We start from the raw sequence: 22,556 nt of genomic DNA on the forward strand, positions 1-22,556 counted from the left end.
GGTGCACGGGATGCGGGGTGGGCCCCGCGGCGGTGATTCGGTCACGGAGAGGCCCGATCCGGGGAAAACATGAGACAATGGATGCCGAGACCCGGTTGGGTCCGTGTATCGAGTGCCTGTGGATGTGCCCTCCGGGGAACATTGCAGCGGCTTCGGCAGTTGTCTTAAGTGACTCTGCCGGCCGTGGTGGCGCTTGGTTTTCACCACGGACTTGACAGGGTCATAGTGGTGTTGCCCGTATGGCGATTCCACAGACCACCGCTAGAAAGGTTTTCTGTGACCCCGTCTTCCACGAAGAAGGACCCCGCCGCCCAGGACGATGTGTCCCCCGAGGACAAGCAGGCTGCGACCGGCGCCAAGCGGGCAGCCACCAAGGCATCTGCCGGCGCGGACGGCAAGCGCGAGCCGAAGAAGCGCGGGCCCAAGCCTGGCGCCAAGGCGGCGGCCGAGGCCGCGAACAAGGCATCCGCCGGTGACGTTGACCCCAACGAGGCAGAGGACGTCGAGGATCTCGACGACATCATCCTCGAGGGACCGGAAGCGGTTGAGGAGGCCGACGCCGACGCTGACGCCGATCCCGCCAAGGCCGTTGCCGGCAGCGGCAAGGGCTTCGTCTACTCCGATGCCGATGACGACGACGCCCCGGTGCAGCAGGTCATGTCGGCGGGTGCCACCGCTGACCCCGTCAAGGACTACCTCAAGCAGATCGGTAAGGTCGCACTGCTCAACGCCGAGCAGGAAGTGGACCTTGCGCTCCGCATCGAGGCCGGGCTGTTTGCCGAAGAGAAGATTGCCGCCGATGACGGCTCCATGGACCCGAAGTACAAGCGGGAACTGGAATTCATCATCCATGACGGCAAGCGCGCCAAGAACCACCTGCTGGAGGCCAACCTCCGCCTCGTGGTGTCGCTGGCAAAGCGCTACACCGGCCGCGGCATGCTCTTCCTGGACCTCATCCAGGAAGGCAACCTGGGCCTGATCCGTGCAGTCGAGAAGTTCGACTACACCAAGGGCTTCAAGTTCTCCACCTACGCCACCTGGTGGATCCGTCAGGCCATTACCCGCGCCATGGCGGACCAGGCCCGCACCATCCGCATCCCGGTCCACATGGTTGAGGTCATCAACAAGCTCGCCCGCGTGCAGCGCCAGATGCTCCAGGACCTCGGCCGCGAACCCACGCCCGAAGAGCTGGCACTCGAACTGGACATGACCCCCGAGAAGGTCGTGGAGGTCCAGAAGTACGGCCGCGAGCCCATCTCCCTCCACACCCCGCTGGGCGAGGACGGCGACTCCGAGTTCGGTGACTTGATCGAGGACTCGGAAGCCGTGGTGCCGGCCGACGCCGTGAGCTTCACGCTCCTGCAGGAGCAGCTGCACTCCGTGCTGGACACCCTGTCCGAGCGCGAAGCCGGCGTGGTGGCCATGCGCTTCGGCCTGACCGACGGACAGCCGAAGACTTTAGACGAAATCGGCAAGGTCTACGGCGTCACGCGTGAGCGCATCCGCCAGATCGAATCGAAGACTATGTCCAAGCTCCGCCACCCCTCGCGGTCGCAGGTGCTCCGGGACTACCTGGACTAGGACGCAGCACGGCAACGCGGGCCATTCCGCGCCAGGGAACGAAAGTTTCCTGGCGCGGAATGGCCCGCGTTCGCTGCTTAATGTGGAGCTGCCGGTGGGCCTGCAGGGCACCACGAGAATTCATCGCGGGTCCGGACGCAGGTGAAAGACGAGGTTTAAAAGAGGAATGGGACCCCTCCGAAAGGAGGAATCCCATTCCCTGGATAAGTCTCGGTGCGCCTAGTCGACTTCTACGGCAGCCTTCTCATGAAGCTTGGCCGTCTCATCGTGCCAGTCGGAGCTCAATGGTTTGAGGGTAGCCTCGACCGCACGCGCGTGGTGGGCGCAGAACAGCAGCTCACCGCCGGAGGACTCGAGTACAACCCGCACATATGCCTGGGCTCCGCAACGATCGCACCGGTCGAGGGCGTTGAGTGTGCGGTCCGCCACTGCTGTTGTCATATCGGCCTCCTTAGTAGATCAGTACGTCTATATAACCAGTATTCGTAACAAAACCATCGCAAGGATGGGGCAAGTTCGCTGTGCGCGTATCCCCAAGGTTCGGTCAAGATTCACCCAGCAGCCCGGAAAAGTGCCCAAGTGGCGCGGTGCACAGGCCCTGCACAGTGTGGCAGCCAGCCGACCGGGCCGCGGCCGACTACCCTAGAGGGAGCGCTTTGAGCGCCCGCTTTACCTGAAGGAGTTCAACACCAGTGGCACCAAGTTCTGACTACACTGCCCGGCACCTGTCTGTGCTGGAGGGCCTGGAAGCCGTCCGCAAGCGCCCGGGCATGTACATCGGTTCCACCGACTCCCGCGGCCTCATGCACTGCCTCTGGGAAATCATCGACAACTCCGTGGATGAAGCACTGGCCGGGTTCGGCCACGACATCAGGATCATCCTGCACGCGGACAACTCAGTGGAAATCCACGACGACGGCCGCGGCATCCCCATCGACAAGGAACCGAAGACCGGACTCACCGGCGTCGAAGTGGTGTTCACCAAGCTCCACGCGGGCGGCAAGTTCGGCGGCGGCTCCTACACTGCCTCAGGCGGCCTGCACGGTGTGGGCGCATCGGTGGTCAACGCCCTCTCCTCACGGCTGGATGTTGAGGTGGACCGCGGAGGCAAGACCTACAAGATGTCCTTCCGCCGCGGCGAACCGGGCCGGTTCCAGGACACCGGCTCCCGGGTGGATCCGGCCGCGCCCTTCACCCCGTTCGTGGAGGACTCTGTCCTTGACGTTGTGGGGAAAGCCAAGCGCGGCGTCACCGGCACCAGGATCCGGTACTGGGCGGACCGGCAAATCTTCACCCCGGACGCAAAGTTTTCGTACGACGAGCTGGTGGCCCGCGCCCGGCAGACGTCCTTCCTGGTTCCCGGGCTCAAGCTCACTGTCCGCGACGAGCGCAGGATTTCCGGAACCCCGGGTGAAGGCGGACCCCACGAGGAAGTGTTCCACCACGACGGCGGCATTTCCGAGTTCGTCGACTTCCTGGCGGCCGACCCCGCCGTCACCGACGTGTGGCGGCTGCACGGCGCCGGCAAGTTCAAGGAAACCGTCCCGGTGCTGGACGAGCGCGGGCACAGCCAGCTGGCTGAGGTGGAGCGCGACTGTGAAGTGGACGTTGCCCTGCGCTGGGGCATCGGCTACGACAGCACCGTCCGCAGCTTCGTGAACATCATCTCCACTCCCAAGGGCGGCACGCACCAGTCCGGCTTTGAGCAGGCCCTGGTGAAGACCTTCCGCAAGGCAGTGGAAAGCAACGCCCGCAAGCTCAAGGCCGGCAACGACAAAATCGAAAAGGACGACATCTTCGCCGGCCTCACGGCAGTGCTCACGGTCCGGCTCGCGGAACCGCAGTTCGAGGGTCAGACCAAGGAAATCCTTGGCACCTCCGCAGTCCGTGCCATCGTTTCCAAGGTGGTGGAGCGCGAAATCAACGCCAAGCTCACCTCCTCGAACCGGAACGACAAGGCGCAGACGGCACTGCTGCTTGAGAAGATCGTCAACGAAATGAAGTCGCGCATCTCGGCGCGCGTGCACAAGGAGACCCAGCGGCGCAAGAACGCGCTGGAAACCTCCTCGATGCCCACCAAGCTTGCCGATTGCCGGACGGACGACGTCGAACGTTCCGAACTCTTCATCGTGGAAGGCGACTCGGCGCTGGGAACCGCCAAGCTCGCCCGGTCCTCCGACTTCCAGGCCCTGCTGCCCATCCGCGGCAAGATCCTGAACGTCCAGAAGGCTTCGGTGGGGGACATGCTCTCCAACGCCGAGTGCGCCGCGCTGATCCAGGTGGTGGGCGCCGGTTCCGGCCGCAGCTTCGATATCAGCGCCGCACGCTACGGCAAGGTCATCCTGATGACGGACGCCGACGTCGATGGCGCGCACATCCGCACCCTCCTGCTGACCCTGTTCTTCCGCTACATGCGCCCCATGATCGACGAGGGCAGGGTGTTCGCCGCCGTGCCGCCGCTGCACCGGGTGGAGGTGATCAACGCCGGCCAGAAGGCCAACGAGATGATCTACACCTATTCCGAGGCTGAACTGCATGTGCTGCTGGCGCGGCTGGCCAAGGAAGGCAAGCGGTACAAGGAGCCCATCCAGCGGTACAAGGGCCTGGGCGAGATGGATGCCGAGCAGCTGGCCGAGACCACCATGGACCCGCGGCACCGGACCCTGCGCAAGGTGGGCATCGAGAACGCCAAGCAGGCGGAGGAAATTTTCGACCTCCTGATGGGCTCGGACGTCTCCCCGCGCAAGGACTTCATCATCGCGGGCGCCGCCAGCCTGGACCGGGAGCGCATCGACGCCTGACGGAACGGTTGAGCCTGTCGAAACCCAGGGGTTTCGGAAGGCTCAGCCGAGCAGGCCCGGAACCACCAGCAGGGCCGTGGGAAGGGCCAGCAGGAGAACGCAGCCGGTCAGGACCAGGCTGCGCACCGCTCCCGGCAGCTGGGGCTGGGGCGACAGCAGCCGGCTGACCCGCGAAGCGGTGGTCCGCGCTGAATCGGACGCCAGGACGCCGCTGCCCGGGTCCAGGCCGGCGAGGGCAGCGGTGGAGGCAGTGGGGGCGAGCTCCGAACCGGTACCCTGCGCCGAACCGCTCGCAACAATGGCGATGGCCTTGATCAGGGTGGCTTTGCTCTCGCTCTTGAGGGCGACGTCGTCCGCCAGCATCTCAATGAGTGAGTTAACGGACTCCTGCGCCAGCCGGGTGGTGGGGAGCCAGGGCAGGGCCTGCCGCCAGGCCGCAAAGGCCCACAGGAGCAGGTGGTGCCGCTGGCTGAGATGGGCGTTCTCGTGGATCAGGACCGCGCGCAGCTCCGCCGGCTCCAGGGCGGCCATCAGTCCGTCCGACAATACGGTCACCGAACGGGCGCCGCCGGGAAGGCAGTAGGCCACGGGGGAGTCGTGACTGATCACCAGGGTTGCGGCGTCCTGTCCGGAGGGGGAGGCAAGCAGGGCCAGCAGCTCCCGGTGGCGCCGCCGCTGCCGCTCGATCTTGTAGTACGTCAGCAGCAGGGTGAAGACCAGGTGGGCCGTGAGCAGCGCGGCCGCCGACAAAGCGAAAATGTGCCAGAACCCCAGGGCTGTGGTGGGTGCGTTGAACAGCACCATAGCGGCCAGCGCGCGGAGCCCGGCGATCAGGTTGTCGCCGATCGGTTCCAGCCCGTACACCAGCATGGCCCCGATCATGGAGAGCCCGCCGGCGAGGGCGATCGCCTGCCACAGGAGCATGGCCGTGAAGGGGGAGCGCGCGGGCCACTGTGCGCGCGACAGGAGGATGGGTACCGGCCAGGCCAGTACTATCGCCAGGACCGCCAGCAGGTATGAGGCCCAGAACATGGGTGGCTAGAGGTGGCCAAGCAGTTTGCGCAGTGTCTCGGCTTCACCTTCGGATACGGAGCCAATGAAGCGTGCCAGCACGGCTTCGCGGTCCGGAGCCGAGCCCAGGACTTCGTGCATGAGCTCCGCGGTGTGTTCTTCACGGCTGGAAACGGCCTGGTAGCGGTGCGGCCGGGTCCCGCGTTCACGCTCCACCAGCCCCTTCTTCTCCAGCCGGGACAGCACCGTAAGTACGGTGGTAACGGCAAGTTCCTTGCCTTCGTGCGCGGCCGCGCCACCCTGCCCTGACGAAGTCTGCGCAAGCCGGTCACGCAGGGTATTGGCCGTGGCTGCTTCCTGGCCCGCCCAGAGCAGATCCATCACTGCCCGTTCCAGTTCACCAAGACTTGCCATTGCACTTTTCCTTTGTTCCCCGCACCGTTCGCCCTGCTGGCGCCGGTGACTGCACGCGGTTACTTCAACTACACCTATAAATCTACCCCGAATCGACGTTACTTTCTACGTTGGGTAGAACACGTGGCGCGACGGCCGATCCCGCGTCATCCTTGTGGAGGGGGCCGGTTTCCACTCCGCGGACCCCTTGTTCTACACTTTGTAGAAGTTAGAGTTCTACGAAACGTAGAAAACTGCATCTGCTCACAGTAGGGACTGCCTTGGACGCCTTGGAAATCGCACGCTGGCAATTCGGTATCACCACGGTCTACCACTTCATGATGGTCCCGCTGACCATTGGCCTGGGCCTGGTGGTGGCCATCATCCAGACCGTCTGGCACCGCACCGGCAAGCCGGAGTACCTGCGCATGACCAAGTTCTGGGGAAAGCTGTTCCTCATCAACTTCATCATGGGCGTGGCCACCGGCATTGTGCAGGAATTCCAGTTCGGCATGGCCTGGAGCGAATACAGCCGCTTCGTGGGCGACGTCTTTGGCGCCCCGCTGGCCCTCGAAGCACTGCTTGCCTTCTTCGTCGAGTCCACCTTCCTGGGACTGTGGATCTTCGGCTGGAAGCAGCTCAAGCCCGCCATCCACCTGGCCTGCCTGTGGGTGGCCGTGATCGGCTCGATGTTCTCCGCCTACTTCATCATCGTGGCCAACAGCTGGATGCAGCACCCGGTGGGCGTGGAAATGGTGGACGGCCGGCCGGTCATGACCGACGCCTGGGCCGTTTTCACCAACAACACCGCGCTGGTGGCCGTGCCGCACACCCTCTTCGGTGCGCTGGCCGTGGCCGGCGGCTTCCTCCTCGGCATCGCCTGGTACCACCTCTGGCGGAGGCGGCGCGACGGCGTCGACACCGTGGGTGCCGACGGCAAGGTCATCCCGGGGGAGTCCGCTGCCATCCCCGGCCGCGACCGCGCGGACCACACGGTCTGGATCCGGTCCCTGCGGATCGGCGCCGTGGTGGCCATGATCTCCTTCGCAGGCACCGCCCTCACCGGCGACCTCCAGGGCAAGCTCATGTTCGAACAGCAGCCCATGAAGATGGCCGCAGCGGAGGCGGCCTGCCACGACGGCACCGGATTCTCCGTCCTCAGCATCGGCAACCTGGGCTCCCAGGACTGTGACGACATCGTGGCCCTGATCGAAGTTCCCGGTATCCTGTCCTACCTTGCCAAGGGCGACTTCACCACCGAGGTCAAGGGCGTCAACACCCTGCTCCCCGAGTACCAGGCCAATTACGGCACCCACCTTCCGGACAACCCCATCTACGGCGAACGTGCCGGCCAGGAAATCGACTACCTGCCGGTCATGGAAGTCACCTACTGGGGCTTCCGCATGATGATCGGCTTCGGCGGGCTCGCGGCCCTGGCAGCCCTCGTGGCACTGTGGCTCACCCGCAGCGGCACCGTTCCCTCCTCCCCGTGGCTCATGCGGCTGGCCGTCCTGGGCGTCATGGCCCCCTTCGGTGCCAACGCGGCCGGGTGGATCTTCACCGAGATGGGCCGCCAGCCGTTCGTGGTTGCCCCCAACCCCGATCCCAGCGGCATCGACCAGGTGTTCATGTTCACCGCGGCGGCCGTCTCCCCGGGCGTATCGGCAGGGGAACTGCTGGCCTCGCTCATCACCCTGACCGCCGTATACGCCGTCCTGCTGGTGGTGGAGGTGAAGCTGCTGGTCAAGTACGTCCGCGGCGGCGTGGTGTCCGCCATGCCGGAGCTCGCGCACACCCCGGCGGACGAAAACGAGGACGCCACGCCGGGCCCCGGCGGACCGGGCGGCGCCAAACCCGCCGACGACGTCCTGGCCTTCGCCTACTAGCCGCAGCCGAACAGAACGCAGAGGAAACGAACTATGGAACTGCTGCCGACCATCTGGTTCATCGCCATCGCGGTGCTGTGGACCGGGTACCTCTTCCTTGAGGGCTTCGACCTGGGCGTGGGAATGCTGATGAAGGCCTTCGCCCGGAACAACACCGAGCGCCGCGTGCTGCTCAACACCATCGGGCCGGTCTGGGACGGCAACGAGGTCTGGCTCCTCACGGCCGGCGGTGCCACGTTCGCCGCCTTCCCGCTCTGGTACGCCTCCCTGTTCTCCGCCCTCTACCTGCCGCTGCTGGTGGTCCTGGTGGCCCTGATCTTCCGTGCCGTGGCCTTCGAATACCGCGGCAAGGTGGACACCGACCGCTGGCGGGCCCGGTGGGACTGGGCCATCGCCATGGGATCCTTCTTCGCCGCCTTCGGCGTTGGCGCAGCCCTCGCCCTGACCACCACCGGACTGCCCCTGAACGCGAACGGCGACCGCGAGGGCGGCCCCTTCGCCTGGTTCAGCGGCTACGCGGTCCTGGGCGGGCTCGCCGTGGTGGGCTTCTCGCTGGTCCACGCCCTTGCGTTCCTGGCGCTGAAAACCGACGGCGAGGTCCGGCACCGCGCCCGGCAGTGGTTCGTCCGGCTGCTCCCGGTCCTGCTCCTGCCCATCGCGGCCTGGGCGCTCAGCATCCAGTTCCTGGACGGAAAACCGTGGACCTGGGCAGCGGTCCTGCTCGCCGTTGCAGCGGCCGCCGCAGCCTGGCTGCTGGCCCGCTCCGGGGCCGAAGGCAAGGCCTTCCTGGCGCTTGGCGTATTCCTGGTCCTCGGAACGGCATCCATCTTCGGCGCGGTGTTTCCCGTGGTCCTGCCGTCCACCCTGGACGGGGCCTTCGACCTCACCATTTCAAACGCCTCCTCATCGGACTACACTCTGGGCCTTATGAGCATCGTCGCCACGTTCGGCCTGCCCCTGGTGATTGCCTACCAGGCCTGGACTTACTGGGTGTTCCGCCGCCGGGTCAGCGCCGCGTCCATCCCGGAGGCCCACAGCTTCCTGCCGGCAGTGGCCGCCAGGGCGTTCACCACCAAGGGCTGACGTGCGGCCAACGTTCCCCGCCGGTCCCGCCACCCGCTCCGCCCTCTACTGGCTCGGGCTCCTGGCCGCGCTCAAGGCGCTTTCGCTGGTCCTCATGGGCCAGGCCGTGGCTTCCGCCCTGGCGGGGCTGGCCGCAGGGGAACCGGACTGGGCCGGCCAGATGATCCCGGGTCTGGCCGGGGTGGTCCTGCGCTCCCTCACCGTGTGGGGACAGGCCGTTGCGGCCCGCCGGGCTGCCCTGGGCGTCAAGGAGGAACTGCGGTCCGGCCTGCTCGAACGTGCACTGCGGAACGGCACCCGGGGCACCGGACCGGCAGACGGCGGCCTGGCGGTGCTGGCCACCCGGGGACTGGACGCGCTGGACAGCTACTACACCCAGTTCCTGCCTGCCCTGGTGAACTGCGCCGCCATCCCGCTGCTGCTGGGCGCCCGGATCCTCTTTGCCGACTGGGTCAGCGCCGTGGTGGTCGTCCTCACCGTGCCGCTGGTGCCGCTCTTCATGGTGCTGATCGGCCGGTACACCGAGGACAAGGTGCGCGAGGCGCAGTCCGCCCTGGCCCGGCTCTCGGCCCACATGCTGGAACTGGCCAAGGGACTCCCGGTCCTGGTGGGACTGGGCCGCGCGTCCGCCCAGCGCAGGGCACTCGAAAAGATTTCCGAGGAGTACCGGTTCCGCACCATGGGCACCCTGCGGACCGCCTTCATGTCCGCCCTGGCCCTTGAGCTGATCGCTACCATCTCTGTTGCCGTCGTGGCCGTGTTCATCGGCGTGCGGCTGGTGCACGGCGACATGCCGCTGGAGGCCGGGCTGCTGGCGCTGATCCTCGCCCCCGACTGCTACCTTCCGCTGCGCGAACTTGGTACCGCCCACCACGCCAGCGACGACGGCCGCGTGGCGCTCGCAGAGGTCACATCAGTGACCGGGGCACCCGAGCCCCGGCCGCTGACTGCCGTGCGGGCGGGACGGCCGGGTGCCCCCATTACTGTCTCCGCGCTCACGGTCACCTACGGCGGACGGTCCCGGGCCGCCGTCGGACCCCTCGGCTTCGAGGCGCCGCAGAGCCGGATCACCGCGCTGGACGGGCCCAGCGGGGCGGGAAAGAGCACCATCCTGGGTGTCCTGGCCGGGACCATCGGGGACGGCGGCGGCACGTCCGTGACCGGTTCCGTCAAAGGCCTGGACCGTACCGCGGTGGCATGGGTCCCGCAGCATCCCGTGATGGTGGCCGACACCGTACTGGATGAGGTGCTGCTCTACTTGTCCGCGCACGCCCGGAATTCCCGTGACCGGGCGCTCACAGTGGACGTTGCCAGGTCCTGCCTGGCGCGGGCCGCGGCGGGGCACCTCGCTGCCAAACACCCCGCTGAGCTGAGCCCCGGTGAACTGCGCAGGGTTGCCCTGGCCCGCGGGCTGGCCCGGATCGAGGCAGGCGCCACGGTCCTCCTGCTCGATGAACCCACCGCGCACCTCGACGACGAATCGGCCGTGGCGGTGGAGGATGCCATCCGCAGGCTGCGCGGCCAGGCTACCGTGATCCTGGTGGCGCACAATGACCGCACCCGCGCCCTCGCCGACCACCTGGTCCCGGTTGGCGGCCCAGCCCCGGACGTGCCGGCCGCAGCCGTGCCGGGCCGGCAACCGCTGCCCGCTGCCGCCGGATCTGCCGGCGGTGCCGCCCTGACTGCACCCGCCGGATCCGGCCGCGGACCGGCGGCAGCCGGCCCCGGTGCCCCGGAAGCCAATACGGGCGGGGCGCGGCGGACGCCCGTCCGGCTCCTGGCCGCGCTCCTGGCACCGGTGCAGGGCAAGTTCGCCGGCGCGGCCGCGGTGGGCACGCTGGCGGCGGTATTCGCCGTCGCCCTGTCCGGACTGTCCGGCTGGCTGATTATCCGGGCCAGCGAGCAGCCGCCCATCCTGTACCTGCTCTCCGCCATCGTGGGGGTCCGGTTCTTCGGCATCGGCCGGGCGGTTTTCCGCTACTGGGAGCGGCTGCTCCTGCACGACGCCGTGTTCGCGGCCCTCACCAGGCTCCGGGGCAGGCTCTGGGAATCGCTGAGCCGGCGGGCCCTGGCACTCCGCCGCCTGCTGCAGGGCGGCAACGTGCTGGGGACGGTGATTGACGACGTCGATACCGTCCGGGACCTGCTTCCCCGCGTGGTCCTGCCGCCGGCGACCGGCGTGGCGGTGTCAGTGCTTGCGCTGGCTGCCACCTGGCTGCTGTTGCCGTCCGCGCTGCCTGCCGTCATCGCTGCCGCCCTTGCCGGCCTGCTGCTCGCGCCGGCGGTTGCCCTGTGGGGCGACCGGAAGTCGGCAACGGCTGAGCAGCTCCTGCGCTCCGGCGTGCTGCGCCGGATTTCCGCGGCGCTGGACGCCCGTGCGGAACTGCATGCCAACGGCGTGGCACCCCTGGTCCTTGAGGACCTGCAGCGCCAGGACCGCAACGCCACTGCCGCGTCCAGGCGTTCCGCCTGGGCGGACGGGCTGGGCCACGCCATCACGACGGCCGCCTGCGGCGCCGCTGCCCTCGCGGCCGCCTGGCTCGCCGCCCCGGCAGTGCTGGACGGCCGGATCGAGCCGGCCACTGCGGCGGTGGTGGTCCTGCTCCTCCTCGCGCTGGTGGAACCCTACGCAGCCATGACGACGGCGGTACGCCAGTTCCCGGCGCTGCGGACAGTCCTGGAGCGGGTGGCGGAGTCCGGCGCGCTGGCGGGGCCGGACCCGGCAGCGGACGGGTCCGACGGGCTGCACCCGGTGCCGGCCCGCGCCGGAAACCGCCCCGGCGTCGAACTGGACAACCTTGCCGCCGCGTGGCCGGGCGGCCCGCCGGTGTTCACCGGGCTCACTGCTGTTGCCGAACCGGGGCGCTGGCTTGCCGTGACGGGTTCCTCGGGGTCGGGGAAATCGACCCTGCTCTCGGTCCTGCTGGGGTTCCTTCCCGCGGCGGAGGGCCAGGCGCGCGTGACGGGCCGGGCCGCCTGGTGCCCCCAGGAGGCACACCTCTTCGACTCGACCATCCGCGGCAACCTGCTGCTGGGACGCCCCGCTGACCGCGGCGGGGACGGCATGGAGGCGGAGATGGACGCCGTCATCGGGGCCGTGGGTTTGACCAGCCTCATGGAGCGCCTGCCCGACGGCCTGGACACCCGGATCGGCCCGGGCGGCGCGTTCCTCAGCGGGGGAGAGCGCCAGCGCCTTGCCGTGGCGCGGACCCTGATGACGGGGGCCGACGTGATCCTCCTGGACGAACCCACGGCACACCTCGACGCCGCATCGGCACGCCACATGCTGGCGGACCTGCGGGACGGGCTGCGCAGCCGCACGGTGGTGCTGGTGACGCACAACCCGGCGGACATCCAGCCGGAGGATGCCCGGCTCGTGCTTGCTGCCGCGGCCGGCGGCGAAGAAGCCCTGGTGGCCTCCCGGAGGGGAGCAAACGCAGGGAACGCTTAGCCGTCCACGTCGTGGAGGTGATGGATGACGTCGTGCAGGAAGTACCGCGCGAGCGTCAGGACGGTGAACTCGGAGCCGTTGCTGCGCAGCCCCTTCCTGCCCCACTCCGATTCCCGCACGCCGGCGAAGGACTCGGCCACCTGCTTGCCCTCGGCCGTGAGCTCGGCACTGACCACCGCCGGGTCCGCGTTGGCGTAGTCCTTCTCGATGGCGGTCCGGTCCTGGTCCCAGTTCTCGAACCGGGCGTCATCCGTTTCCAGCATCAGGTTCAGCCGCTGGTCGAACAGGCTGAAGACGTCCCGCACGTGGCAGGCGTACTCCAGAGCGGACCAGGTGTGGTCGTCCGGGCGCTCCGCCGCATCCGGCCGGCGGAGGACCGCCCGCCACCGCGGCAGCATGTTTTCAATGGTCCCGGGGACCGTTGACGGCGTGGCGGTGGAGGCGTCGAAGGAGCATTCCGGGCAGGGGCGGGTCAGGACCCAGGTCCAGTCCTTTTCATCAGGAACGATAGGCATGGCAGCAGTCTAGGCGGGATCCGCCCACGCCATCGCCGGACCCACCGCTTCCACCGGCTGGGACAGCGGCACGCCCGAGCCGTCCCGCCGGCCGTGCTCCTGCGGCAGGGACCTGGCCACACCTGCGGCGGAGGATGCCTTTGCCGGGCCATGGCCGGCCCACGCGAGCAGCAGCGTGTCCTCGCCCTTCAGGAAGCGGTGCGCGCGGACGCCGGCGGTGGCACGGCCCTTGACCGGGTATTCCGAGAAGGCCGTCACCTTGGCGGTGCCTGGGGCGGTGCCGGGCAGGGCGCCGTTGCTGCCGGCGATGGTGACCACGACGGCGGCTTCGTCCTTGGGCTGCACGGCGCCGAAGAAGATCACGCGGTCGTCCGCGCCCAGCTTGATGCCGGCCATGCCGCCGGCCGTACGGCCCTGGGGCCGGACGTTGGCTGCCGGGAATTTCAGCAGCTGGGCCTGGCTGGTGAGGAACACCAGTTCGGCATCGTCTGCCCCCGCGGGGGCCACGCCCACCACGTAGTCCTTGTCTTTCAGGGCGATGACTTCCCAGTCCTCGCGGTTCAGGGGGTAGTCGGGCTGGACGCGCTTCACCACGCCCTGGGCGGTGCCGATGGCGAGGACCTCGTCCAGGGGGACGAACGCCACCAGGGTTTCGCCCTTGACCAGGGTGAGGAAGTCCTTGGCCGGCACGCCGCCGGCGAGGTTGGGCAGTCCTGACATGGCCGGGAGGACGGGCATGTCCATCACCTGCAGGCGCAGCATCCGCCCCTGGGAGGTGAGGGCCGCGATCTCCCCGCGGGCCGACGTCTTCACGACGGAGGTGAAGACGTCATGCTTGTTCCGCGGCCCCGCCTCGGCCAGCGGCTCCTGGTTGGTGGTGCGGCCAATCTGGCCGGAGGCGGTGAGGATGGCCCAGCAGGGATCGTCGGCGATTTCCAGGGCCAGCGGTGCGGGCTTGCCCTTTTTGCCGTTGGCGCCGGCCAGTTCGGCGGCCACCGTGGGGGACACGGCCTCCGATTCCAGCAGCACCGTGCGGCGCGGGGTGCCGTGCTGTTCGGCAATTTGGCCCAGTTCGTCGGACACCACACCGCGCAGGAGTTCCTCGGAGCCCAGGATGGCCTCCAGTTCCTCGATCTCGCGGCGCAGTTCCTCCTGCTCCTTCTCCAGCTCGATCCGTGAGTACTTGGTGAGCTGGCGGAGCCGCAGCTCCAGGATGTAGTTCGCCTGGACCTCGGAGAGGTCGTAGATGGACATCAGGCGGGCGCGGGCGGCGGCTGCCTCGTCCGAGGACCGGATGATCTGGATGACCTCATCGATGTCCACGATGGCGATGAGGAGGCCCTCCACCAGGTGCAGGCGGTCCTTCTTCTTGCCCAGCCGGAACACGGTCCGGCGCCGGACCACGTCAATCCGGTGGTTCACGTACACCCGGAGCAGGTCCACCAGGCCGAGGGTCTGCGGCTGGCCGTCCACCAGGGTGACATTGTTGATGCCGAAGGAGTCCTCCATCGGCGAGTAGCGGTACAGCTGCTGCAGGACCGCGTTCGGGTTGAAGCCGTTCTTCAGCTCGATGACCAGGCGCAAACCGTGCTTGCGGTCGGTGAGGTCCACGATGTCGCTGATGCCGGTCAGCTTCTTGGCGTTGACGGCGTCCTTGATCTTCTCGATCACCTTCTCCGGGCCCACCATGTAGGGGAGCTCGGTGACCACCAGTCCGGTGCGGCGCGCGGAGAGCTGTTCCACCTCGACCTTGGCACGGGTCTTGAAGGAGCCGCGTCCGGTGGCGTAGGCGTCGCGGATGCCGTCGAGGCCGACAATCCGGCCGCCGCTGGGCAGGTCCGGCCCCGGCACGAAGCGCATGATGTCATCCAGTGTGGCGTCCGGGTGGGCGATCAGGTGCCGGGCGGCGGAGATGACCTCCACCAGGTTGTGCGGGGCCATGTTGGTGGCCATGCCGACGGCGATGCCGGTGGCGCCGTTGACCAGCAGGTTGGGGAACGCCGCCGGCAGCACATCCGGCTGGGTCAGCTGGTTGTCGTAGTTGGGGACGAAGTCCACCACGTCTTCGTCGAGGTGGTCGGTGAGCGTGAGGGCGGCGGCCGCAAGCCTGGCCTCCGTGTACCGCGGGGCTGCGGGGCCGTCGTCGAGCGAGCCGAAGTTGCCGTGCCCGTCGATCAGCGGCAGCCGGAGCGAGAAGTCCTGCGCCATGCGCACCATGGCGTCGTAGATGGCGGTGTCGCCGTGCGGGTGCAGCTTGCCCATCACCTCGCCCACCACGCGGGCGCTCTTGACGTGGCCGCGGTCCGGGCGCAGGCCCATGTCGCTCATCATGTAGAGGATGCGGCGCTGTACCGGCTTCAGCCCGTCGCGGGCGTCGGGGAGCGCGCGCGAGTAGATGACGGAATAGGCGTACTCCAGGAAGGAACCCTCCATTTCGGAGGTCACATCGATGTCAACGATGTTCTCCGTGTAGGGGGTGGTGTCCACGGGAGGGGCTGAACTTTGGCGGCGGGCCATGGGGTTGGTGAATCCTTCTGGGGGTTACTGAGCAATCGGTCTTTCGGGCGCGGGCGGCGGTGCTCCGGAAGTTTTTGGCTAGGCTAAGCCTATGGTGGATCAGCCCGGGGACGGCGAATATCCGGAACATTGGGAAGCCGATGTCGTCCTGCGTGACGGCGGAACAGCACACCTGCGCCCCATCCATCCCTCGGATGCCGATGCGGTCCAGGCGTTCCATATGCGCCAGTCCCAGGATTCAATTTACATGCGGTTCTTCGCTTTCAAGGCCCGGCTGTCCAGCAAGGAGCTCAAACGCTTCACGGAGGTGGACTACAAGGACCGGGTGGCGTTCGTCATCACCAGCCGCGGGGAAATCATCGGGATCGGCCGCTACGACCGGCTCGATGATCCAGCGGAGGCGGAGGTCGCGTTCAACATCGCCGACGCGCACCAGGGCAGGGGACTGGGCTCCATCCTGCTGGAACACCTCGCCGCCGCCGCGCACGAAAACGGGATCCGCCGGTTCACCGCCGAGGTGCTGCCGGAGAACCGCAAGATGCTGATGGTCTTCTCCGATGCCGGCTATGACGTCAAGCGGCATTTCGACGACGGGGTGGTCAGCCTCGAGTTCAACATCGACCCCACCGAGAAATCCCGGGCCGTCATGGAATCCCGCGAGCACCGCGCGGAGGCGAGGAGCGTGCGCGACCTGCTGACGCCGTCGTCCATTGCCGTCATCGGTGCCAGCCGCAAGTGGGGGACAGTGGGCTACCAGTTGCTCGAACACATCATCGAAGGCAAGTACCCGGGGCCGGTCTACGCCATCAACCCCGAGGCCTTCGAGCTGGCCGGCATGCTGTCCTACGGCAGCCTGTCCGAAGTGCCGGACCCGGTGCACCTGGCCGTCGTGGCAGTGCCCTACGAGGAAGTTCCGGGGGTAGTCGCCGACTGCGCTGCGGCCGGGGTGAAGGGCCTGGTGATTGCCTCGGCAGGCTTCGCGGACGACGGCGAACGCGGCCTCCAGCGGCAGCGGGACCTGGTGCGGCAGGCCCGGGCGAACGGGATGCGCGTCATCGGCCCGGCCTCGCTCGGCATCGTGAACACGCACCCGGACGTCTCCCTCAACGCGTCTATGGCGCCCACACTGGCCCTGCGCGGCAGCCTGGGCCTCTTCAGCCAGTCCGCCGCCATCGGGGTCTCGCTCTACGCCGCGTCCAGCCGGCGCCGGCTGGGCCTGTCCACGTTCCTCTCCGCGGGAAACAGGGCGGACGTCTCCGGCAACGACATGATGCAGTACTGGGAGGACGACGCCGACACCTCCGCCGTCGGCCTCTACCTGGAATCCATCGGCAACCCGCGCAAGTTCTCGCGGCTCGCCCGGCGGCTGGCCCGGACCAAACCGGTGATCGTGGCCAAATCGGACACCATGGGACTGCGGCTGCCCCCGGGGCACGCCGTACGCACCACTCAGGCGCCGGTGGGGGCGCTGGATGCCATGCTGCGCCAGTCCGGCGTCATCCGGGTGGAGACCATCGAGCAGCTGGTGGACGTGGCGCAGGTTGTGTCCGGCCAGCCGCTGCCGGCCGGTCCCGGCATCGCCATCTTCAGCAACTCGCAGGCCCTGGGCAAGGTGGTGGCGGACAGCGCCGCCGACCAGGGGCTCAGCGTCGCGCAGCTCGTGGCCGGGGTGGACCTGGACGCCGGTCGGTCCGTTGCCCTGCCTGCCCTGCGCTCGGAGCTGTTGAAGGCACTGGAATCTGAAGCCGTGCACGCGGCGGTGGCTGCACTCCTGCCCGCGCGGGGACTCACGGTGGACAGTATCGCCGAGGTGCTGGCCGAATGCTCGGCCACTGCCGGGAAACCCGTGGTCGCTGCGTTCACCGGCATACTGGACCCCTCCGTCTATGTCGAGGGCATGGTGGGGTCGCCTGACCACACCGTTCCGTGCTATTCGAACCCCGGCGCAGCGGTGGCCGCGCTCGCGGCCGTGGTGCGGTATGCAGAGTGGGTATCGCGGGACCACGGACATTTCGTCGAACCCGCAGGCTGCGACCCGCAGCAGGCACGCGCCGAGATCGAGGTCCTCCTGCGGGATGTCCGGGGCGAGCAGCTCAAGCAGCTGGACCCGGCGGCGGCGGCGTCCCTGCTGGGCCACTACGGCATCCGGCTGCTCCCGTCCGTGGGCTTCGATACCCCGGAGCAGGCCGTCGAAGCGGCTGACGCGCTGGGCTGGCCAGTCGCTTTGAAGACCACCGCCCCGGCGCTGCGGCACCGGCTCGACCTGGGCGGGGTACGGCTCGACATCCAGGACCCGGAGTCGCTTCGGCAGAACGTCCTCCAGATGCGGCGGGCGCTCGCCGCCTATGGCGACCCGGCGCTGGAGGTTCAATCCATGGCGCCCGTCGGCCAGGCGTGCACGTTCCGGGCCATCGAGGACCCGCTGCTGGGCCCGGTAATTTCGTTCGGCCTGGCCGGTGACGCCACCAGCCTGCTGGATGACTGGGCGCACCGGGTGCCGCCCCTGTCCGCCGCCGACGTGCACGACTTCATCCGCGCTCCACGGGCCGCCCGGAAGCTGTTCGCCTACCAGGGACTTCCGGCGGTGGACGTTGAAGCGCTGGAGGACCTGGCCGGCAGGCTTGCCTGGATGAAGGACAACCACCCGGAAATTGCCCTGGTGGAATTCAACCCGGTGCTGTGCGGCACGTCGGGCGCCACCATCCTCGCCGCGGACGTCCGGATCGGCAACGCCGCGCAGCGGACTGACAGCGCCCGGCGGGCCATGCTGGGCTGAACCGGCCCGTGCCGGACCGGCGCGGTTCGCAATGTGGATGGCCGATCTGTGAAAATGGGGTCATGAGCTCACAGCCTCCCGCGTCGGCGCCCGAAACGCCCGGCAATGACAACCAGGCCGTCCGCCACCACAGCTCACACAGCCACGGTGCCCAGGGCCAGAGCCTGGACGATGCCCTGCAGAAGGCCGGCTTCTACCCCCGCCTGGTGGCCGACGTCGTGGACGATGCCCTGGACGGCCGCGACTGCGTGGCCCACCTGGTGCACCTGGAAACCCACTTCGACCGTGCCGAGGTGCGCCGCCACATTACCGTCCTGGTGCTGACCTCGGACATGCTGGTGATCACGCATGTTGATGACCAGCAGCTGGACGACGCCGGCGAGCAGATCGTCGCCCAGATCTCCACCGAATCGGTACCCGTGGCGCAGATCCGTTCCGTGGTCCTCAGCTACATGTACTCCCAGCCGCAGAACTACAAGCCCTCCGATCCCGTCCGCGAACTCACGCTCTCCATCGCCTGGTCCGGCGGCCAGCGGCTGGACATGGGCCCTGCCAGCTGCGGCGATCCGCAGTGCGAAGCGGACCACGGCTACACCGGCACCATCGCCCAGGAGGACATCGTCCTGCGGATCAGTGCCGAGGCGGACGGCCTGCAGGCGGTCCAGGACGCCAAGCTTTTCGCCCGTGCCCTTCGCGCGGTGAACACCGGCTCCAGCGCCCCGGTACCCCACGTGCAGTCGCTCCCGCCACGCCCGCGCGCCGGTGTCTTCGGCACCCGGCTCAGCCGCGGCCACCAGCAGCGCTGATGCCCGAAGACCGGCACCAGGCTGTCAGCACCCCCCTTGCCCCCGCAGGCCAGGCGCAGGACCTGCCTCCCGCCCCTGCGTACGGCCGGCGCTCCGTCGCGGAAGTCCTCACCAGCGCCGCGGCGAGCATCGGCGTCGGGGGCTTCACGAACACGCTTGGCCTGCCCGACGCCCGGCGCGTCTGCGTGGTCCTGGCGGACGGCCTGGGGCGGAACCTGCTGAAACAGAAAACGGCGCACACCCCCTTCCTGCGGTCGGTGATCCAGGCCGGGCAGGGCGACGTTCCGGTGTGGCTCGATTCTGCCTTCCCCTCCACGACGGCAGCGGCATTGTCGAGCTTCGGGACGGGACTGCCGCCCGGCCAGCACGGCATGGTGGGATACGACGTGCTCGATCCGAAGCAGGACAAGGTGGTCAACCTGCTGGGGAACTGGGACCCGGGGGTGGACCCCGAGGCCTGGCAGCCGTTCCCCACGGTGTTGGAGCGCGCTGCCGCCGAGGTGGACGTCACCACCATCAGCCTGCCGCAGTTCGGTGACTCACCCATGACCCGCGCCGCCCTCCGTGGCGGCCAGTTCGTGTCCGGGACCACCTCCCACGCCCGCACTGCCGCGGCCGCCGAAGCCATGGCCGGCTCCGACCGGTCATTGATGTACTTCTACCTGAACGAACTGGACAAGGCAGGGCACCGCTACGGCTGCGGCTCCGAGCAGTGGGAGCACCAGATCGAGGAACTGGACGCGACCGTCAAGCGGCTGAGCGCCTCCCTGCCCGCCGGCACCACCATCCTCCTCACGGCCGACCACGGCATGCTGGACGTGCCCGAGCAGCACCGCATCGACTATTCCGCGGACCCCCAACTGGTGGACCGTGTCCGGCACACGGCGGGGGAACCGCGGATGGTGCACCTGTACCTCGAAGACGGCGCAGACCGGGACCGCCTGCTGGCAGCCTGGCGTGCCCGCTTCCGCGGCAGGATCTGGGCGTTCACCCGCGAGGACGCACTGTCCGCCGGCCTGTTCGGCCCGGTGCGTCCCGCCGTCGAAGGCAGGATCGGCGACGTCATGATCGCCGCCCGGGACAGCCTGGCCCTGTATGACACGCGGCGCAGCCGCCCCACGGCCATGGAGGTGGTGGGCCAGCACGGCTCGCTGACCAAGGCCGAACGCGAGGTGCCGCTGCTGTGCTTCACCGCCAGCGGCAAGGGCGCGCGCCGTGGCTGAACTCGTCTTTTTCTCCGGCACCATGGACTGCGGCAAGTCCACCCTGGCCCTGCAGATGGACCACAACCACCGCGCCCGCGGGCGGGGCGGGGTCCGGTTCAGCCGCAACGACCGCGCCGGGAAATCCCGCATCTCCAGCCGCCTCGGCCTCCAGACGGATGCGGTGGAGGTCGGGGACGGAACCGACTTCTGGGAGGAAGTCATGCGCCGGCGCACCCAGGGCCAGCGGGTGGACTACCTGATTTGCGACGAAGCGCAGTTCTACTCACCGGAGCAGGTGGAACAGCTCGCCAAGGTGGTCGACGAGATCGACGTCGACGTCTTCGCCTTCGGCATCACGGCCGATTTCCGCACCCGCCTGTTTCCCGGTTCCCAGCGGCTCATCGAACTGGCCGACCGGGTGCAGGTGCTCCAGGTCGAGGCCTTGTGCTGGTGTGGCCGGCGCGCCACGCACAACGCCAGGACGGTCGACGGCGTCATGGTCACCGAGGGTGCCCAGGTGGTGGTGGGCGACGTTGATATGGCCATGGATCCGGCAGCCACTGTGGAGAGCGGGCATGTCCCGGTGGTGGGTTATGAGACCCTGTGCCGGCGGCACTTTATGCGGCGCGTGACAGCCCACGGGGCGAACCTGATGGCGGAACAGGACCAGTTGCTGCCCTTCGAAGTGGATGCCTGCCTCTGGCACGGAACCGGTGGAACGGGCGCTGCGGGGGCTCCGGGCGGGACCGCGATCTAGCCTTCCCGGTTGACGCCACCGCGGGCTGCATCACCCCGCCACTATTTTCCAGATTCATTTTCCCCGCTCGCCCTGAAGGGGCCTGTTTTGTCAGACCCCCTTGGCATGCTGGATTCATGGACGGCACAGCGACGCAGGGCAATGGCAGGGACGCGATTCTCGCTGCCGTTGCGTCGGTGGCCGGGTTTGTCGATGAGCTCGCCGTTGTAGTTGCGGGCCGTTCTGCCGCCGATTCCGCTCATTCCACGGCCGCGGGCAGTTCTGCTGCCCGTTCAGATGACAGTGGTTCCGATGAGGGTGATCCGTTGCGGACGTTCGCGGATGCCTGCCTGGGCGGGTTGGCGTTGATTTCCAAAATAGAGGCATCTACCGCGGCCGCGAAAGCGCGGCTGGTCGCAGGGCATGTGGAGGCCGCCGCTGTGCTGGGGGACCCGGATCCGAGCCCGCTGTGGGCTAAGGGGCAGGAGATGGCCGTGGTGGCCGAGGTTGCCTGCGTCCTGACCATCGGTGAACGGGCCGCGAGTGCCTTGGTTGGTGCCTCGCACGCGCTGACCAGTTCGCTGCCCGCCGCGCTGGATGCCCTGCAGGCCGGGTCGGTGTCGTGGCAGAACGCCCAGGTCATCGTCGACGAGACCACAGGGCTCGACCCAGCTGCCACCGCCAGGCTGGAAGCGCATTTCCTTGGGCTGGACGACACTCCTGACGCCCCCGTTGCCGGCTCTGTGGTTGCCGGTGGTCTGGCGGGGGAGTTGCCGCCGGCGAGGCTGCGGCGGAAGGTCCGGTCCTGGCGGGAACGCCACCACCCCGAATCTATTGAAATCCGCCACGCCCGGGGTGTGGCCCAACGGCGGATGGAGTACACCCCGGACCGGGACGGCATGGGGTGGATCTCGCTCTGCCTGCCCGCGCACCAGGCTAACGCCGCGTGGAACCGTACCCGGGCACTGGCCCGGGGGCTGCAGGGCCCGGACGAGCCCCGCACCCTGGCCCAGCTGATGGCCGATATCGGGGCCGCGGCGCTCCTGGGCGCAGGGAGCGGTGTGGCGCCGGGTGTGGCCCCAAGTGCCGGGGCCGCGGCGCTCCTGGGCGCAGGGAGCGGTGTGGCGCCGGGTGTGACCCCAGGTGCCGGGGCCGCGGGCGGTCTGGCGGAAGTCCCTGCCCCGGGGGCGCAGGTGCTCGTCACAGTACCGGTCTTCTCCCTGCTTGGCCTCACGGATGAACCTGCCGTGCTGGATGGCCATGGTCCGGTCCCGGCGTCGATGGCCCGGCAACTCGTCGCCGAAGGTGCGGCGTCGTTCTACCGGGTACTGGTGGACCCGCGGGACGGGGCGCCGCTGGAGATCGGCCGCAAGAACTACCGGATCCCGGCAGCAATGCGGCGGTGGCTCCGGTTGCGGGACGGGAAGTGCCCGTTCCCGGGGTGCAGCAACGCCGCGCTCGATAACGAGGCAGACCATCTGCTCGCCTGGCACCACGGCGGGACCACCGGGATCAGGAACCTGGGGCAGCTCTGCCCGAAACATCACCGGATGAAACACGCCAGCGGCTGGGAACCCACCCCCGCCAGCAAGGACCGGCCTCCGGGTTGGATCTCTCCGTCGGGCCGCACCTATAGCAGCGAATCCCAGGACTGGGAACCACCACACCTGCCACGAGGACTTCCGGGCGGGCGGGTCCTGCCTGGGGAAGAGCGCTCAGAAGGTCAGTTGCCAGCAGGGATGCCTGTGGGATGGAGTTACCTCGAACACGTGCTGGTGGAGAGCCTGTCCTAGCA

15 protein-coding genes are annotated in these 22,556 nt (G+C 68.4%); 10 read left to right on the top strand and 5 right to left on the bottom strand.

Going from position 1 to position 22,556, the window contains the following annotated elements:
• Window positions 1-276 precede the first annotated feature (276 nt).
• Window positions 277-1,581, top strand: a complete 1,305-nt coding sequence (locus ACJJV6_RS16075) for an RNA polymerase sigma factor (RefSeq protein WP_407709428.1) — start codon at window positions 277-279, stop codon at window positions 1,579-1,581.
• A 219-nt stretch (window positions 1,582-1,800) separates the two neighbouring features.
• Here ACJJV6_RS16075 and ACJJV6_RS16080 read toward each other — a convergent pair whose 3' ends face one another.
• Complete coding sequence (locus ACJJV6_RS16080; protein WP_009358954.1) at window positions 1,801-2,022, bottom strand: hypothetical protein; 222 nt, start codon at window positions 2,020-2,022, stop codon at window positions 1,801-1,803.
• A 251-nt stretch (window positions 2,023-2,273) separates the two neighbouring features.
• On the opposite strand from ACJJV6_RS16080, the gene ACJJV6_RS16085 reads away from it, so the two are divergent.
• Window positions 2,274-4,382, top strand: a complete 2,109-nt coding sequence (locus ACJJV6_RS16085; RefSeq protein ID WP_009358953.1) for a type IIA DNA topoisomerase subunit B — start codon at window positions 2,274-2,276, stop codon at window positions 4,380-4,382.
• A 42-nt stretch (window positions 4,383-4,424) separates the two neighbouring features.
• On the opposite strand, the gene ACJJV6_RS16090 is transcribed toward ACJJV6_RS16085, so the two are convergent.
• On the bottom strand, window positions 4,425-5,414 hold the full coding sequence (locus ACJJV6_RS16090) for a M56 family metallopeptidase (RefSeq protein ID WP_407709429.1): 990 nt from the start codon (window positions 5,412-5,414) through the stop codon (window positions 4,425-4,427).
• A 6-nt stretch (window positions 5,415-5,420) separates the two neighbouring features.
• Window positions 5,421-5,807, bottom strand: a complete 387-nt coding sequence (locus tag ACJJV6_RS16095) for a BlaI/MecI/CopY family transcriptional regulator (protein ID WP_009358951.1) — start codon at window positions 5,805-5,807, stop codon at window positions 5,421-5,423.
• 260 nt (window positions 5,808-6,067) lie between these two features.
• Between ACJJV6_RS16095 and ACJJV6_RS16100 the strand changes: the two genes are divergently transcribed.
• The 3 genes from ACJJV6_RS16100 to cydD are packed head-to-tail and all read left to right on the top strand — an operon-like array spanning window position 6,068 to window position 12,206.
• Window positions 6,068-7,672 (top strand): cytochrome ubiquinol oxidase subunit I, encoded by a 1,605-nt coding sequence (locus tag ACJJV6_RS16100; RefSeq protein ID WP_407709430.1) that lies wholly within the window; start codon window positions 6,068-6,070, stop codon window positions 7,670-7,672.
• Between the two features lie 33 nt (window positions 7,673-7,705).
• Entirely contained in the window at window positions 7,706-8,755 is a 1,050-nt protein-coding gene (cydB, locus tag ACJJV6_RS16105) for a cytochrome d ubiquinol oxidase subunit II (protein WP_407709431.1), read from the top strand.
• A gap of 1 nt (window position 8,756) precedes the next feature.
• On the top strand, window positions 8,757-12,206 hold the full coding sequence (gene cydD, locus ACJJV6_RS16110) for a thiol reductant ABC exporter subunit CydD (protein ID WP_407709432.1): 3,450 nt from the start codon (window positions 8,757-8,759) through the stop codon (window positions 12,204-12,206).
• On the opposite strand, the gene ACJJV6_RS16115 is transcribed toward cydD, so the two are convergent.
• Both ACJJV6_RS16115 and ACJJV6_RS16120 read right to left on the bottom strand, forming a co-directional pair.
• Window positions 12,203-12,721 (bottom strand): DinB family protein, encoded by a 519-nt coding sequence (locus tag ACJJV6_RS16115; protein WP_009357953.1) that lies wholly within the window; start codon window positions 12,719-12,721, stop codon window positions 12,203-12,205. The genes cydD and ACJJV6_RS16115 overlap by 4 nt on opposite strands.
• Window positions 12,722-12,730: 9 nt before the next feature.
• Window positions 12,731-15,238, bottom strand: coding sequence for a DNA topoisomerase (ATP-hydrolyzing) subunit A (locus tag ACJJV6_RS16120; protein WP_009357954.1), 2,508 nt, complete (start codon window positions 15,236-15,238; stop codon window positions 12,731-12,733).
• Between the two features lie 91 nt (window positions 15,239-15,329).
• Between ACJJV6_RS16120 and ACJJV6_RS16125 the strand changes: the two genes are divergently transcribed.
• The 5 genes from ACJJV6_RS16125 to ACJJV6_RS16145 all read left to right on the top strand — a co-directional run bounded on the left by ACJJV6_RS16125 (window position 15,330) and on the right by ACJJV6_RS16145 (window position 22,554).
• Window positions 15,330-18,014, top strand: a complete 2,685-nt coding sequence (locus tag ACJJV6_RS16125) for a GNAT family N-acetyltransferase (protein WP_009357955.1) — start codon at window positions 15,330-15,332, stop codon at window positions 18,012-18,014.
• Between the two features lie 62 nt (window positions 18,015-18,076).
• Complete coding sequence (locus ACJJV6_RS16130) at window positions 18,077-18,820, top strand: DUF5998 family protein (RefSeq protein WP_009357956.1); 744 nt, start codon at window positions 18,077-18,079, stop codon at window positions 18,818-18,820.
• Window positions 18,820-20,043, top strand: coding sequence for an alkaline phosphatase family protein (locus ACJJV6_RS16135; protein WP_009357957.1), 1,224 nt, complete (start codon window positions 18,820-18,822; stop codon window positions 20,041-20,043). The genes ACJJV6_RS16130 and ACJJV6_RS16135 overlap by 1 nt, the downstream gene beginning before the upstream one ends.
• Window positions 20,036-20,782 (top strand): thymidine kinase, encoded by a 747-nt coding sequence (locus ACJJV6_RS16140; RefSeq protein WP_009357958.1) that lies wholly within the window; start codon window positions 20,036-20,038, stop codon window positions 20,780-20,782. Before ACJJV6_RS16135 ends, ACJJV6_RS16140 begins: the two co-directional genes overlap by 8 nt.
• 116 nt (window positions 20,783-20,898) lie before the next feature.
• The gene (locus tag ACJJV6_RS16145) at window positions 20,899-22,554 is read left to right on the top strand and encodes an HNH endonuclease signature motif containing protein (RefSeq protein WP_083875045.1); all 1,656 of its coding nucleotides are present in this window, start codon (window positions 20,899-20,901) and stop codon (window positions 22,552-22,554) included.
• Window positions 22,555-22,556: the final 2 nt, after the last annotated feature.

This window comes from Arthrobacter nitrophenolicus, from assembly GCF_045833485.1.
Lineage (GTDB): Bacteria > Actinomycetota > Actinomycetes > Actinomycetales > Micrococcaceae > Arthrobacter > Arthrobacter nitrophenolicus.